General features: G+C 72.4%; 13 protein-coding genes. 5 read left to right on the top strand and 8 right to left on the bottom strand.

Annotated elements, in window-relative coordinates; genetic code table 11:
* Positions 1 to 88: 88 nt before the first annotated feature.
* Together ACZ6JT_RS01695 and ACZ6JT_RS01700 are read right to left on the bottom strand one after the other, a co-directional pair.
* On the bottom strand, positions 89 to 886 hold the full coding sequence (locus tag ACZ6JT_RS01695; RefSeq protein WP_469206089.1) for a class I SAM-dependent methyltransferase: 798 nt from the start codon (positions 884 to 886) through the stop codon (positions 89 to 91).
* A 7-nt stretch (positions 887 to 893) separates the two neighbouring features.
* The gene (locus ACZ6JT_RS01700) at positions 894 to 2,285 is read right to left on the bottom strand and encodes a glutamate decarboxylase (RefSeq protein ID WP_469206091.1); all 1,392 of its coding nucleotides are present in this window, start codon (positions 2,283 to 2,285) and stop codon (positions 894 to 896) included.
* Positions 2,286 to 2,572: 287 nt separating this feature from the next.
* Between ACZ6JT_RS01700 and melC1 the strand changes: the two genes are divergently transcribed.
* On the top strand, positions 2,573 to 2,962 hold the full coding sequence (melC1, locus tag ACZ6JT_RS01705) for an apotyrosinase chaperone MelC1 (protein ID WP_469206093.1): 390 nt from the start codon (positions 2,573 to 2,575) through the stop codon (positions 2,960 to 2,962).
* Positions 2,959 to 3,804, top strand: a complete 846-nt coding sequence (gene melC2, locus ACZ6JT_RS01710) for a tyrosinase MelC2 (protein WP_469206095.1) — start codon at positions 2,959 to 2,961, stop codon at positions 3,802 to 3,804. The genes melC1 and melC2 overlap by 4 nt, the downstream gene beginning before the upstream one ends.
* On the opposite strand, the gene ACZ6JT_RS01715 is transcribed toward melC2, so the two are convergent.
* Positions 3,762 to 4,463, bottom strand: coding sequence for a response regulator (locus ACZ6JT_RS01715; protein ID WP_469206097.1), 702 nt, complete (start codon positions 4,461 to 4,463; stop codon positions 3,762 to 3,764). The two genes, melC2 and ACZ6JT_RS01715, sit on opposite strands and share 43 nt — an antisense overlap.
* Positions 4,460 to 6,067, bottom strand: coding sequence for a sensor histidine kinase (locus ACZ6JT_RS01720; protein WP_469208129.1), 1,608 nt, complete (start codon positions 6,065 to 6,067; stop codon positions 4,460 to 4,462). The genes ACZ6JT_RS01715 and ACZ6JT_RS01720 overlap by 4 nt, the downstream gene beginning before the upstream one ends.
* A gap of 156 nt (positions 6,068 to 6,223) precedes the next feature.
* On the opposite strand from ACZ6JT_RS01720, the gene ACZ6JT_RS01725 reads away from it, so the two are divergent.
* Together ACZ6JT_RS01725 and ACZ6JT_RS01730 are read left to right on the top strand one after the other, a co-directional pair.
* The gene (locus tag ACZ6JT_RS01725; protein WP_469206099.1) at positions 6,224 to 7,630 is read left to right on the top strand and encodes a cation:dicarboxylate symporter family transporter; all 1,407 of its coding nucleotides are present in this window, start codon (positions 6,224 to 6,226) and stop codon (positions 7,628 to 7,630) included.
* Between the two features lie 262 nt (positions 7,631 to 7,892).
* Positions 7,893 to 9,662 carry a S8 family peptidase gene (locus ACZ6JT_RS01730; protein WP_469206101.1) on the top strand — a complete coding sequence of 590 codons (1,770 nt, stop codon included), beginning with the start codon at positions 7,893 to 7,895 and terminating at the stop codon, positions 9,660 to 9,662.
* A gap of 10 nt (positions 9,663 to 9,672) precedes the next feature.
* Here the strand turns inward: ACZ6JT_RS01730 and ACZ6JT_RS01735 are convergent, their stop codons facing one another.
* The 3 genes from ACZ6JT_RS01735 to ACZ6JT_RS01745 form a co-directional block, all read right to left on the bottom strand.
* Positions 9,673 to 11,085, bottom strand: coding sequence for an alpha/beta hydrolase family protein (locus ACZ6JT_RS01735; protein WP_469206103.1), 1,413 nt, complete (start codon positions 11,083 to 11,085; stop codon positions 9,673 to 9,675).
* Between the two features lie 89 nt (positions 11,086 to 11,174).
* Positions 11,175 to 11,843 carry a (2Fe-2S)-binding protein gene (locus ACZ6JT_RS01740; RefSeq protein ID WP_469206105.1) on the bottom strand — a complete coding sequence of 223 codons (669 nt, stop codon included), beginning with the start codon at positions 11,841 to 11,843 and terminating at the stop codon, positions 11,175 to 11,177.
* Between the two features lie 69 nt (positions 11,844 to 11,912).
* Positions 11,913 to 12,713 carry an alpha/beta fold hydrolase gene (locus tag ACZ6JT_RS01745; protein WP_469206107.1) on the bottom strand — a complete coding sequence of 267 codons (801 nt, stop codon included), beginning with the start codon at positions 12,711 to 12,713 and terminating at the stop codon, positions 11,913 to 11,915.
* 140 nt (positions 12,714 to 12,853) lie between these two features.
* Here ACZ6JT_RS01745 and ACZ6JT_RS01750 point away from each other — a divergent pair, with 140 nt between their 5' ends.
* Positions 12,854 to 13,540 (top strand): GNAT family N-acetyltransferase, encoded by a 687-nt coding sequence (locus tag ACZ6JT_RS01750; protein ID WP_030820224.1) that lies wholly within the window; start codon positions 12,854 to 12,856, stop codon positions 13,538 to 13,540.
* Positions 13,541 to 13,635: 95 nt separating this feature from the next.
* Here ACZ6JT_RS01750 and ACZ6JT_RS01755 read toward each other — a convergent pair whose 3' ends face one another.
* Positions 13,636 to 14,664, bottom strand: coding sequence for a TolB family protein (locus ACZ6JT_RS01755; RefSeq protein WP_469206109.1), 1,029 nt, complete (start codon positions 14,662 to 14,664; stop codon positions 13,636 to 13,638).
* Between the last annotated feature and the right edge of the window lie 51 nt (positions 14,665 to 14,715).

The following is a 14,715-nucleotide window of genomic DNA, read 5'->3' on the forward strand; positions in this document are numbered from 1 at the left end:
GGGCGCGCGGCCCGTTCTTCGTCTCGTTCATGTCCGGGAGACAAGCGGCCGGCGCCGGACGTGACATCCGGGTGGGGTGACCCGCGTCTCACGGGCGGCGGCCCCGGACCGCCCAGGCGCGGGCGGCGAGGGGGACGGAGCCGTCCGGGCCGGTGGGGAGGGTCTCGGCGAGCCGGGTGCGCAGCCGGTGCCGGTCGGCGGGGGCGAGGGTGGCGACGTAGCCGGGAGCCGGTCCCTGGCCGGACAGGAAGGGCTCCCACAGGTCCGCGAAACCGCTGAAGACGGTGGGCACCTCGATGGGGGTGACGCTCACGTCGAGCAGCCCCGCCCCGGTCCAGAGCGCGCGCAGCGCGTCCGGGCGGCACAGCGGGAACCGCCGGCCCTCGTCCCGTGCGGCGGCCGCCGGATCGACCGAGGCGGCGGCGTCCCAGAAGTGGCGCAGGAGGCCCATCCCCTCGGCGTAGTCCCATACGTACGCCGCGACCAGTCCGCCCGGGCGGACGACGCGGGCGGCTTCCGCGACCGCGGGCCCGGGTGGTTCCAGGAAGTTGAGGGCGAGCCCGCTGACGGCCGCGTCGAACACCGCGTCGCGCAGCGGCAGCGCCGACGCGTCGGCCAGGGCGAAGCGGGCCTGCGCGGGCGCGGCGGCCCGGGCCGCGCGCAGGAATCCGGGGGACCGGTCCAGTCCCACCACGGCGCGCGGCCGGCACCGGGCCGCGACCGCCCGGGTCAGCGCTCCGGTGCCGCAGCCGACGTCCAGCCACCGCAGACCGTTCCGGCTGCCGAGGCGTGCCACGAACACCTCGGCGACCTGACGGCTCCACCGGCCCATGTACCGCTCGTAGGCGTGCCCCTCCTCCCACACGTCGGACGGCCGCTCCGCCATGGGCCGGCTAGTGGTGGAATCCGGAACGGGGCGCTTTGGTGGGTGCGGGCGGGGGTGAGGCCGTCAGGTGCTCCACGGACCGGCGCAGGTCGGCGACGAGCAGCGCGATCTGGTCCCGGGTCACGCCGTGCCGGACGAGGACGCGCTGGATGACGGTCTCCTCCCGGTCGGCGGGCAGCGGGTACGAGGGCACCTGCCAGCCCCTCATGCGCAGCCGCTCGGAGAGGTCGTAGAGGGTGAAGCCGGCCGCCTGCGGGTCGGTGAGCTTGTAGGAGACGGCCGGCAGGCCGCCCTCGCCGTCGTAGAGGAGGGTGAAGGGGCCCATCGCGGCGATCTCCCCGGCCAGGTACTGGGCCGTCTGGGCGCAGGCCTGCTGGACGCGCCGGTAGCCGCCCCGGCCCAGGCGCAGGAAGAGGTAGTACTGGGCGATGATCTCGCCGCCGGGGCGGGAGAAGTTCAGGGCGAAGGTCGGCATGTCGCCGCCCAGGTAGTCCACGTCGAAGACGAGGTCCGCGGGCAGCAGGTCGGCGGTGCGCCACACGATCCAGCCGACTCCGAGCGGCGTGAGTCCGTACTTGTGGCCGGAGGTGTTCACGGAGGCGACGCGCGGCAGCCGGAAGTCCCAGACCACGTCGGGGTGGAGGAAGGGCGCGACGAAGCCGCCGCTGGCGCCGTCCACGTGGATGGGGACGTCCCAGCCGCTCTCGGCCTGGATCCGGTCGAGTTCGGCGGCGATCTCGGCGACCGGTTCGTAGACGCAGGTGTAGGTGACGCCCAGGATGGCGACGACGCCGATGGTGTTCTCGTCGACGTACGCGGCGAGCTGATGGGGCAGCAGGCCGTTGGCACCGGGCTCCAGGGGGACCTGGCGCAGCTCGACGTCGAAGTAGCGGGCGAACTTCTCCCAGCAGACCTGGACGGGGCCGCACACGAGGTTCGGGCGGTCCGTGGGGAGGCCCGCGGCGCGGCGGCGTTCGCGCCAGCGCCATTTGAGGGCGAGGCCGCCGAGCATGGCGGCCTCGCTGGAGCCGGTGGTGGAGCAGCCGGTGGCGGTGGCGCCGGCGGGGGCGTTCCACAGGTCGGCCAGGATGTTGACGCAGCGGGACTCGATCTCGGCGGTCTGCGGGTACTCGTCCTTGTCGATCATGTTCTTGTCGAGGCAGTCGTTCATCAGGCGGTGGACGCCCTCGTCCGACCAGGTGGTGCAGAAGGTGGCCAGATTCTGGGCGGCGTTGCCGTCCAGGAGGAGTTCGTTGCGGAGCAGTTCGTAGACGACCTCGGTGGGCGAGTGGTCTTCGGGCATCCGGTACTTGGGGAGGACCTCGCCGCTCAGCGCGGACGCGAACACGTCCGTGTCGGCGTCACCGGAGCGCGCGTCCTTCGTCTCATGCAGAGCCATATCGGGACTATAGGTGACGAAGCCGCTCAATTCGGGATGAGATCGGAGCGACGCGAAGGACGAATGACGCTCCGCTTCCGGCCGACTCTGCGGTGTGACCTTCCGCATACACGCGTCAGCAGTCCGAAGAAATTACTGTCGAGTAGACTCACTTCCGCAGATCTTCCCGTTCGAACCCCAGGAGCCGGTCCGGACGGGAAGATCATCCAACTTGTTCTACGCGCAACATATCCGCCGATGTCCGGATAGCGGTCTGTCGTTCGCCCGGCCCTGATACCTCTCTGGCCATGAACAAGATCACCCGCCGTCAGGCCCTGGGCACAACTGCCGGTGCACTCACCGTGCTTGGCCTGACCGCCACCGCCGCGAGCGTCGCCACGAGCGCCGCCGCGACCCCCACCGCGTCCACACCCCCGGGCGCGGTCGACGAGGTCTACCAGGGCCGCCGCATCCAGATCACCCCGGGCGGGGGCGGCCATCACGGCGGCCACCACTCCCCCGGCCAGCCCACCGTACGAATAGACGGCCGCGAACTGCACGTGATGCGCAACGCCGACGGAACCTGGATCAGCGTGATCAACCACTACGAGACGTTCGCCGACCCGACCCTGCTCGCCCGCGCCGCCGTGCGCGACCTCCAGGGCGCCGCCCTCGCTCCCTTCGGAGGTGCGGCATGACCGTCCGCAAGAACCAGGCCACGCTGACCGCCGACGAGAAGCGCGCCTTCACCTCGGCCCTGCTGGAGCTCAAGCGCACCGGCAGCTACGACCGCTTCGTCACCACCCACAACGGCTTCATCATGAGCGACACCGACGCGGGCGACCGGGTCGGCCACCGCTCCCCCTCCTTCCTGCCCTGGCACCGCCGGTTCCTGCTGGAATTCGAGGCGGCGCTGCAGAAAGTGGACGCGAACGTCTCGCTCCCCTACTGGGACTGGACCGTGGACCGCACCTCCCGTTCCTCGCTCTGGGCCCCCGACTTCCTCGGCGGCACCGGACGGGCCCGCGACGGACAGGTCCTCGACGGCCCCTTCGCCTACTCCACGGGCAAGTGGAACGTGAACGTACGGGTGGACGGCCGCGCCTACCTGCGCCGCACGCTCGGCGAGGGCACCGCCCAGCTGCCGACCAAGGCCGAGGTGGACAGCGTGCTCGCCATGCCGGTGTACGACGCCGCCCCCTGGAACAGCTCGTCCAGCGGCTTCCGCAACCACCTCGAAGGCTGGCGCGGCGTCAACCTGCACAACCGCGTGCACGTGTGGGTCGGCGGCCAGATGTCCACCGGGGTCTCCCCGAACGACCCGGTGTTCTGGATGCACCACGCCTTCATCGACAAGCTGTGGGCCGACTGGCAGGCGCGCCACCCGCAGTCCACCTACCTGCCGGCCGCCGGCACGGCGAACGTCGTGGACCTCAACGACACGATGCGGCCGTGGAACGACGTGACCCCGGCCGACATGCTGGACCACCGGAAGTTCTACACCTTCGACACCGAACCGGCCGCCGCCAGCCAGCGGTAGTGCAGTTCGGGGCGGCCGACCTGGCCGTACCGGGGGGTGCGGTCCGCGCGGCCGGTGTCCACCAGGTGCTCCAGGTAGCGGCGTGCGGTGATCCGGGAGATCCCGGCCGCCTCGGCCGCCGCCGCCGCGGTCAGCCCCTCGGGCGCCGACCGCAGCAGGGCGGCGACCCGGTCCAGGGTCGGCGCGCTCAGCCCCTTGGGCAGCTCGGCCGGGCGGGGTGCACGGAGGGCGGCCATCGCCCGGTCCACGTCGTCCTGGCCGGCGGCCTCGCCCGCGGTCGCGCGGAACTCGGCGTAGCGCAGGAGCCGTTCGCGCAGCGTGGGGAAGGCGAACGGCTTCAGCACGTACTGGACCACGCCGAGGGACACGCTCTCGCGCACCACGGCCAGGTCCCGTGCGGAGGTCACCACGATCACGTCGACGGGATGTCCGGCGGCGCGCAGCCCGCGTGCGTAGCGCAGGCCGTGCCCGTCGGGCAGACCGAGGTCGAGCAGCAGCAGGTCGACGCGGGTCCGCTCCAGGACCCGGGTGGCCTCGGCGAGGGAGTGGACGGCTCCCACGGCGCTGAAGCCGGGCACCCGGCCCACGTACAGCGCGTGCGCGTCGGCGGCCACCGGGTCGTCCTCGACCACCAGGACGCGTACGTCGCCCGCGCTCACCGCGGACCCCCTGCGGCCGGATCCGCCGCGCCGCCCCGCGGGGACGCGGCCCGATCGGGCTCCGCCCCCTGCGGGGCCGGCAGCCGGACGGTGAACTCCGCCCCGCCGCCGGGGCCCTGCGCGGCGGTCACCGTGCCGCCGTAGCGTTGGGCCACCTGCTGGACCAGGGCGAGACCGAGGCCGCGCCCCTCGCCCTTGCCGGACCAGCCGCGGCGGAAGACGTCCACTCCCTCGGGCAGCCCGGGCCCGTTGTCGGCGACCCGCAGCAGCAGCTCGTCCCGCTCCGGCCGCAGCGTCACCGCGATCCGCGCGCCCGGTACGGCGGTCACGGCGTCGACCGCGTTGTCGATGAGGTTGCCCAGCACCGTGACCAAATCACGGGCCGGCGGCAGCCCGCCCCCGTCGGCGAGGCTGCGGCTGTCCGCGGTGACGACCAGCTCCACGCCCCGCTCGTGCGCCTGCGCGGCCTTGCCCAGCAGCAGCGCCACCAGCACCGGCTCGCCGACCGCGGTGACCACCTCGTCGGTGAGGGCCTGGGCCAGTTCCAGTTCGGCGGTCGCGAAGTCGACCGCCTCGTCCGCGCGGCCGAGTTCGATGAGGGAGACCACGGTGTGCAGCCGGTTGGCCGCCTCGTGGGCCTGGGAGCGCAGGGCCTGCGTGAAACCCCGCTCGTGGTCCAGCTCGCCGGTCAGCACCTGCAGTTCCGTGTGGTCCCGCAAGGTGACGACGGTGCCGCGGCGGCCGCCGCCCGCCACCGGAGAGCTGTTGACGACCAGCACCCGGTCCGCGGTCAGGTGCACCTCGTCCACCCGGGGCCTGTCGGCGAGCAGGGCTCCGGTGAGAGGGGCCGGCAGGCCGAGGTCGGCGACCCCGGTGCCGGTGATCTCGCCGCCGGGCAGGCCCAGCAGTTCCCGCCCGGCGTCGTTGATCAGGGTGATCCTGCGCTGCCCGTCGAGCATGAGCAGCCCCTCGCGGACCCCGTGCAGGGCTGCCTGGTGGTAGTCGTACATCCGGCTGAGCTCGGCCGCGTTCATGCCATGAGTGTGGCGGCGCAGCCGCGCGTTGACGACGTACGTGCCGGCCCCGCCGAGGGCGAGGGCGGCGGCCGCGACCCAGCCGAGGGCGGTGAGCTGCGCCCCGAGCCGGTCGCTGATCGCGCGGACGGTGATCCCGGCGCTGACCATGCCGACGATCCGGCCGTCGTCCTCGAGTGGGGTGACGACGCGGATGGAGGGGCCGAGGGTGCCCGTGTAGGTCTCGCTGAAGGTCTCGCCGCGCAGCGCGGGAGCGGTGTTGCCCATGAAGGGCTCGCCGATCCGGCGCGGGTCGGGGTGGGTCCAGCGCCGCCCGTCGGGGGCCATGATCGTCACGAAGTCCACCCCGGAGTCCGCGCGGACCTTCTGGGCGTAGGGCTGGAGCTCGACCGACGGATCGCTCCCGCGGGCCGCTCCCCGTACGGCTTCGCGTACGGAGGGTGAGTCGGCGACCGCGTGGGCCACGGCGCCGGCCTGCCGCCGGGCGGCCTCCTCGGCCTGGCCCCGGGCGGTGGCGTACGCGTAGACGGCGCAGCCCGCGACGACCAGCGCGACCAGCAGGACCTGCATGGCGAAGAGCTGGCCGGCGAGGCTGCGCGGGGGTCGGGGGAAGCGGAACATGGCGCTCAGTGTGCACCGGGTCGTGAACTCAATGAACGCAAGGGTGACCGGGGTCACAGCCCTGGGCGATGGTCTCCCCGAACGCAATCACCACCGGGAGGCATCGTGGCCGCCAGACGCGACAGAACGCACTATCTCTACATCGCGGTGATCGGCGCGGTGCTGCTCGGCATCGCCGTCGGCTTCGCCGCGCCCGGCGTGGCCGTGGAGCTCAAGCCACTGGGCACCGGTTTCGTCAACCTCATCAAGATGATGATCTCGCCGGTGATCTTCTGCACGATCGTGCTGGGCATCGGCTCCGTCCGCAAGGCCGCCAAGGTGGGCGCGGTGGGCGGTCTCGCCCTCGGCTACTTCATGGTCATGTCCACGGTGGCGCTGGCCATCGGCCTGCTGGTGGGCAACCTCCTGGAGCCGGGCAGCGGGCTGCACCTGACCGAGGCGGCGCGCAGCGCGGGCGAGGCGCAGGCCAAGGCGGGCGGGGCGGAGAGCACGCCGGAGTTCCTGCTCGGGATCATCCCGACCACGATGGTGTCCGCCTTCACCGGGGGCGAGGTGCTCCAGACGCTGCTCGTGGCGCTGCTCTGCGGGTTCGCGCTGCAGGCGATGGGCACGGCGGGAGAGCCGGTGCTGCGGGGCATCGGACACATCCAGAAGCTCGTGTTCCGCGTCCTCGCGATGATCATGTGGGCGGCCCCGGTGGGCGCCTTCGGAGCGATCGCGGCAGTGGTCGGGGCGACCGGTATCGACGCGCTGAAGTCCCTCGCCGTCATCATGATCGGCTTCTACACGACCTGCCTGCTCTTCGTCTTCGTGGTCCTGGGCACCCTGCTGCGGGTGTGCACGGGGGTCAGCGTCTTCGCGCTGCTGCGCTATCTGGGCCGGGAGTTCCTGCTGATCCTCTCGACCTCCTCGTCGGAGTCGGCGCTGCCGCGGCTGATCGCGAAGATGGAGCACCTGGGGGTGTCGCGGCCGGTCACCGGGATCACCGTGCCGACCGGGTACTCCTTCAACCTGGACGGGACCGCGATCTACCTGACGATGTCCTCGCTGTTCGTCGCCGAGGCGATGGGCAAGCCGCTCGCCCTGGGTGAGCAGATCTCGCTGCTGCTGTTCATGATCATCGCCTCGAAGGGCGCGGCCGGGGTGACCGGCGCGGGCCTGGCCACCCTCGCCGGCGGACTCCAGTCGCACCGGCCGGAACTGGTGGACGGGGTCGGCCTGATCGTGGGCATCGACCGGTTCATGAGCGAGGCCCGGGCCCTGACCAACTTCGCGGGCAACGCGGTCGCGACGGTGCTCATCGGGACGTGGACGAAGGAGTTCGACCAGGCACGGGCCGCCGAAGTCCTCGCGGGCCGGCTGCCGTTCGACGAGACCACGCTGGTCGACGACGGGCACGGGGCGGAGCCGGCCGGGACGCGGCCCGCCGGGACGGAACCGGCCGGGTCCGACACGACGCCGACCGCCATGCCCGCTCCCTCGCACGGCCCCAAAGACGGCGTACCGGTCTAGGGGCGCCCGCACGGGCCGGCCGGGCAGGGCTCGCCCCCACGGTGCCCAGCCCGGCCGGCCCGCCGCAATCTCCGCACTTGTACCCATAGTCGGTATTCGGCCACCGATAACCGAACCCCCAGGCTGTAAAAGGTACTTCCGTAACCGGCCGCGTGCATGACATCTTGCGTCCACCACTTGTTTCGTTCGACCCGGCCTGACCACCGGGTCTTCGGAGGACGCATTGATACCCCACATATCCAGCCGACCTCGACGTACCCTCGTGCTGGCGGCCACGCTCGGCGCGGCACTCGCGTTCGGGGCACCCGCCGCGCTCGCCGGCACCGCCCCCGTCTCTCCCTCCGGCTCCCCCGCCTCCGCCCCCGCGGCGGCGGCCCCCAAGGCCGCGGCCCCGACTTCCCAGAGTGCGACCTGGGTTGCCGGCACCCGCGCCTACCTCGTGATCACCGCCCCCGGTGACACCACGGCGGTACGGAACGCCGTCACCGCCAACGGCGGCACGGTGTTCCAGTACTACGACGCGATCGGCGTGATCGTCGCCCACTCCGCGTCCGGCACCTTCGCCACCACCATGCGCGGTGTCAGCGGCGTCCAGCAGGTCGGTGCCACCCGGACCTCGGACGTCCCCGCGGACGCCTACAACCCGGCGCTGCCCGCCAACCCGGCGCAGGCCACCACGCCTTCGGGCGAGCCGAACCGCGTCGACATGACGCAGATCAAGGCCGACCAGGCCTGGGCCGTCACCACCGGTTCGTCCTCCGTCAAGGTCGGCATCCTGGACACCGGTGTGGACGACCAGCACCAGGACCTGGCGCCGAACTTCAACGCGGCGGACTCCGCCTCCTGCGCCTACGGCAAGCCGGACACCCGTACGGGCGCCTGGCGCGACGTCGGCACCCACGGCACCCACGTGGCCGGTACGGTCGCCGCCGCCAAGAACGGCAAGGGCGTCATCGGCGTGGCCCCGAGCGTGAAGATCTCCTCGGTGCGCATCGCCGAGCCCGGCTCCTCGCTCTTCTTCGCCGAGAACACCGTGTGCGGCTTCATGTGGGCCGGTGACCACGGCTTCAAGGTCACCAACAACAGCTACTACACGGACCCGTGGCAGTTCAACTGCCCGGACAACGCCGACCAGGCCGCGATCATCGAGGGCGTCAAGCGCGCCCAGGAGTACGCCGAGGGCAAGGGCTCGCTGCAGGTCGCGGCGGCCGGCAACTCCAACATCGACCTGGCCAACAAGACGACCGACACCGAGTCCCCGAACGACTCGACCCCGGTCACCCGCACCATCACCAACGCCTGCCTGGACATACCGACCGAGCTCCCGGGCGTGGTCACCGTCGCGGCGAACGGCACCGGCACCACCAAGGCCTCGTTCTCCAACTTCGGCCAGGGCGTCATCGACGTCTCCGCGCCGGGCAGCAACGTCTACTCCACCGCGCCGGGCGGCACCTACGCCACCATGAGCGGTACGTCGATGGCCAGCCCGCACGTCGCGGGTGTGGCGGCGCTGATCGTCAGCGCCAACCCGGGCATCACCCCGGCCCAGATCCGCGCCAAGCTGGCCGCGCAGGCCAACGACGTCGCCTGCCCGTCGGACAGCCGCTGCAAGGGCACCGCGGCCAACAACGGCTTCTTCGGCGAGGGCCAGGTCGACGCCCTGAAGGCGGTCGGGTCCACCCCGCCCCCCGGCAAGTACTTCGAGAACACCGGTGACTTCGCCATCGGCGACAACACCACCGTGGAGAGCCCGATCACCGTCAGCGGGGTGACCGGCAACGCGCCGGCCACCCTCAAGGTCGGCGTGAACATCGTCCACACCTACATCGGTGACCTCAAGGTCGACCTCGTCGCCCCGGACGGCACCGTCTACACGGTCCACAACCGGGCCGGCGGCAGCACCGACAACATCAACCAGGTCTTCACCGTCAACGCCTCCTCCGAGGTCGCGAACGGCACCTGGAAGCTCCGCGTGAACGACAACGCCGGCGGCGACACCGGCAGGATCGACTCCTGGAACCTGACCTTCTGAGCAGGCGGTCCTAGGACCTGAGCACATCCGCGAGCCAGTCGAAGACGACCTCGCAGTGCTGTTGGGGGGCCATCGGGGAGCAGTGCAACTGCGCCCCGGTGGCCTCCTTCATCTTCACGTACTCCTTGCGGGAGGTCAGCAGGTCGTACATCTGCCGCGGCTGGCCCGGGTAGAAGGTCTCGAAGTCGTAGTCGAGGACGAGCACCGGTGCCTTGATCCGCGGCACGACCTTGGTGACGTCGAGGCCGATGGCCACCTGGGACGGGGTCCAGACGTCGGTGAGGACCTTCCCGGCGCGGGCCTGGAGCAGGGCCTGGCGGTCGAAGATCTCGAAGCGCTTCTTGACCGTGAAGGCCAGCTGCGGGGTCAGTTCCGGGACCACGTCCTCGTTCCAGACCCGGTTGGTCTCCTCCTTGTCGGCCGTGACGATGTCGCGCAGCTCCTTGTCGAAGCCGAGCCACGGGCTGACGCAGCCCGGCTGGCAGACGACCGCCGCGAGCCGGTGTTCGAAGGCGGCGGCGCGGGCCACGAGGTTTCCGCCCATGCTGAGGCCGGTGAGCGCGATCCGGGCGCTGTCCACGTCCTTGCGCGCGTCCAACCAGTCGACGATCGGGCGGACGACCTCCTCCCACTTGGTGGTGAAGGGCATCTCCTCCACGAAGAGCAGCTGACCCTGGCCGGGGCCGTCGTAGACGAGGGCGTTCCAGCCCCGGTCGAGGGCCGCGGACACCCCGTAGGTCCACATGTCGACGTTCTGCCCATCGCTGCCGTTGGTGAGGATGACGGTCGGGCGGGCGGTCTCGGGACCCTCGGGCCGGAAGAACCAGACCGGCAGGTGGGTGCGGCCGTACGGGACCTTCGCGCGGACGGCGGCCGGGGTGCAGAGCCGGGAGAACGTGTCCCACGCCGTGCGTCCGGCCTGGTAGACCGCCTCCTCGTCCCCGGGGTGGTCGGTGCCGAGGACGTAGAACAGCGCCTGCGCGTAGTACTGGGCGGCGCGCAGGGAGCGGAAGCGACGGGTCTGCGAGGGCGTCTCATGGCCGCCGCGGACGGCGGCCGGCGGTGCGGCGAGCCTGTCGCCCCACGAGCGGAAGGTGTCGCTGAAGCTCTGCTCCGACAGCCCGGCGGCGTTGATCGCGTTGACGGCGGTCAGCACCTCGCCGACCTCGGAGGCGTGCATGCCGGCCCCGCCGAGGGCCAACAGGCCCGCGAAGTTGAAACCCGGGTCGGCGAAGAGCTGCATCGCTCCCGGCGCGGGGTCCGGGGCCGCGGCGGACGGCTCGGCCGAGGTAGACGGTGGGGGTTCGGCGGCAGCCGCGGGGGCGCCGCCGCTCAGGGCGAGCGAGCCCGCACCGACGGCGAGTCCGGTGAGCGCGGCGCGGCGGGACAGCTCGGACGGCTGGTGCGGTGAAGGATCGGTCATGCTGCGGACCGTAGGAGCAGACCGGTGGCGCCGCAGCCAGCCACACCCGGCGCTCATCCGAACGGCCGCGCGGCCGGCCGGCCGGGCCGTTACCGCGTCCGCAGCACGCAGTCCCCGCAGAGCCCGCCGCCGGGCACCTGGTAGTACAGGCAGCAGCTGCGCCGTACGAAGGCCACCCCGAGCCCTTCCTCGTGGAGGAAGGTGCCGGTCCCCGCGAGGGCGCCGCCCTCGGCCAGCAGGGCGCCCGCCAGTGCCACGGCCGCACCGCCCGGCACCCGGTCGAGCAGCACCCGCAGCGCCCCGACCAGCCCGGACGCCGTGTTCCCCCGCAGGACCTTCGACGAGACCCCGAACCGCTCCCGCAAGCCCGCGTCCAGCACGGCCAGGTTCCCCAGGACGCTCTCGCCGAGCGTCTCGGCGGGCCGGTCCGCGGGCTCGGGCAGCCACAGCTCCAGCGAGCCCGCGTCCGGCAGCCGCCACCACACCCGGTCGGCGGCCAGGTCGGGCACCCGCCCGGCCAATGCCGCGCAGCCCAGCCCGAGCGACCACAGCCGGGAGGCGATCCCGAGCTGGGCGGTCGAGGCGGCCACCCGCCCGGGGCCGCTGCCGATCCGCCGGCCCACCTCGGCCACGTACGGCCCCAGCCGCTCCCCGTACAGCGCCGTCAGCGGCCGGAAGCCGGGCCCGGGCGGCTCCGCCCCGTACGGGACGGTGAAGAAGGGCCCCACGGCGGCCAGTCGCCGCAGTACGTCGTCCATGCCCGCCATGATCTCAGGCGCCGCCCGCGGGTCCCACGGCCGCGGCCGGGGCGGCGGTGAGCGGCCGGCTCAGAGCCCGGCAAGGAACTCCAGCAGCGCCCGGTTGAAGGCCTCCGGCTGCTCCACGCCGGGCAGGTGGCCGGCTCCCTCGATGACGGTGAGCACCGCGTTCGGCAGCAGCGCGTGCAGCGCCTCGGCCTCGGCGACCGGGGTGTAGACGTCGTCCGCGCCGACCAGGACCAGGCAGGGCTCGGCGGTCCCGGCGAGCACGGGCCGGTAGTCGGGGCGCTCGGCGCGGCCGCGCAGGGCGGCGGCCGCGCCCCGCGGGTCGGTCGTGCACATCATGGCGCTCACCCGAGCGGCTGCCTCGGGCATGCCGGTCACGTTGTAGGGCGCCAGCATCTTGTCCATGACCTCCTCGGCGTACGGCCGCATGCCCTCGGCGATCAGCCGTTCGGCCGTCTCCCGGCGCAGTTTCGCGCCCTCGTCCGTCTCCGGGACGGGCGAGGTGTCGGAAAGGACGAGGGCCCGTACCAGACCCGGGTGGCGCAGTCGGAGCTCCATCGCGATCTGACCTCCCATGGACACACCACCGACGACCACCCGTTCGATGCCCAGGCGGGCGAGGAGGGAGGCGAGATCATCGGCGAGATCGGCGAGCAGGGCCTTGCCCGGCACGACCGGGCTTTCCCCGTATCCCCGCAGGTCAGGGGCGATCACACGGTATCCGGCGGCGGTGAGCGCGGCCGTCTGGGGGGACCACATCGTGCGGTTGAAGGGATGTCCGTGGATCAGGATTACGGGCGCTCCGGCGCGGGGACCCAAGTCCTCGAAAACCAGCGTCACACCATTGCCAAATTGGGGGTTCATGAGAGGACATTAAGGGGCTACATTGAGCCACTCGCGTTCACCTGACAGCCGGTTGCCTTTCACTCGTGTTTTGCACGGGGGGCGACGTCATGGACGCAGACTGTGCAACCACCCCACCGCCCAGAAGGACCGAAGGCTCCGTGCCCGTACCCGTACACCTCGCGGGCCGCACCGTGCGGCTCGAGCCCCTCGCCCCCCACCACACCGAGGCTCTGGCCGTGGCCGGGGCCGAGGATCGTACGACTTACGCCTTCACCCCCGTACCCCATGGGGTGCAGGCGTCCCACGAGTACATCGACCGTGCCCTCGCCGATCAGGCGGCGGGTCGATCGCTCCCCTTCGCCATCGTCAGAGCCACTGACGGGCGCGTCGTCGGTTCGACCCGGTTCCTGGAACTCGACTACTGGCAGGGGCCGCTGGTGTGGCCCGCCGTGCCGGGCGTCCCGTTCGGCGATCCGGCGACGGCGATCCCCGATGCCGCCGAGATCGGCAATACCTGGCTGTCCCCCACCGCCCAGGGAACCGGCATCAACACCGAGGCGAAGCTGCTCATGCTCCGCCATGCCTTCGAGACCTGGGGTGTGAGGCGCATCTCGCTGCGCGCCGACGCGCGCAACGGCCGGTCGAGAGCCGCGATGGAACGTCTCGGCTTCACCTGCGAGGGGGTCCGCCGGGCCCATTCGCGGGGACTGGACGGCGCCGTACGCAGTACCGCCTTCTACTCGATCCTCGACGAGGAGTGGCCGGCCGTGCGGTCGATCATCGAGCTGAGGCTGTCGGCCGGCGCGCAGCGCAAGCGGCGCCGCAAGACGCTCATCCCGGCCTAGTCGGAACCGACAAACGGAAAAACGGTCCTGCCCCGGCCCCGGCCTGCCGTCTGCCGGTCGTGGGGGTGGGTGTTACCGGCCTCGCCGCGGCCTCCTCATCCGAGGAAGGCCGGGGCGAGGGCCGAGTCCATGAGCCGGGCGGGGGCCCCGCTCCCGTCGGCCGGTACGGAGTACAGGTCGGCGCCGAAGTCCCCCGGCAGGGCGTAGACGACGGTCCGGTCGTCGGTCCACACCACCTGGTCGTCCACGCTGCGCTCCTCACCGAGCGCGGTCTCCGCGCCCGAGGCCAGGTCCAGTGCGTACAGCCGCCACGGCGCCTCGGCCGGCAGGCCCGGCACCCGCTTCTTGAACACCATCCGGGTCCCGTCGGGTGACAGCGACGGGCACTCGACGTTCTCGCGCAGGGTGGTCACCGTGCGCGCTCCCACGTCCCCGCGGACCAGGTGGGTCCGGCCGCCGGTCGCCAGCGTCGCGTAGAACGTCCGCTCGTCGGCCGCGAAGGTGACTCCCCAGAAGTTCACGTCGGCGCTGCGGTACGGCTTGCCGTCCTTGACGATCGTGAAGTCCTCCAGCGAGGCGTCGAGCCGGCCGGTGCGCAGGTCGAGCACCGAGGTCCGCGTCGAGAAGTTCGTACCGGCGTAGGAGTCCCCGCCGACGAAGACGGTCCAGGCGGCGAGGTGCCCGCCGGGAGAGACCCGGGCCCGGGTGGGAACGCCGTTCAGCGGATGCGCCGACACCTCCTTCAGGCGGGCGTCGAGGACCACGGCCCGGTAGCCGTCCTGGACCCCGCTCCGGTCCGCCTGGAGGCAGATCCCGGTGCCGCCGGCCGCGTGGAAGCGCAGGCAGCTCACCCCGGACGCGGTGCGGTCCGCCCCTGGCGTGCCGGCCGGGACGGTGGCGAGCTCGTCGCGGTGCGGGCCCCAGGCCATGTTCCGGAACACGATCCGCCGGCCGCCCTCGCCCGGGGCCAGCGAGACCGCGCCCGCCGAGATCAGCGGGCCGCCCGGCCGGGCGTGGTCCTTCTCCTCGGCGCGGGACGACGCCCGCAGGACGGCGAGCACGCCGACGGCGGCGAGCAGGAGCACCGCGGTCGCGAACAGCAGGATCCTGCGCTGGAAGGTCATGGAAGCGGCTCCGGGCGGGGTGGGGGTCCGGGGGCTCGGGCGGGGGCACCA

Source organism: Streptomyces sp. NPDC046308, from assembly GCF_055588065.1.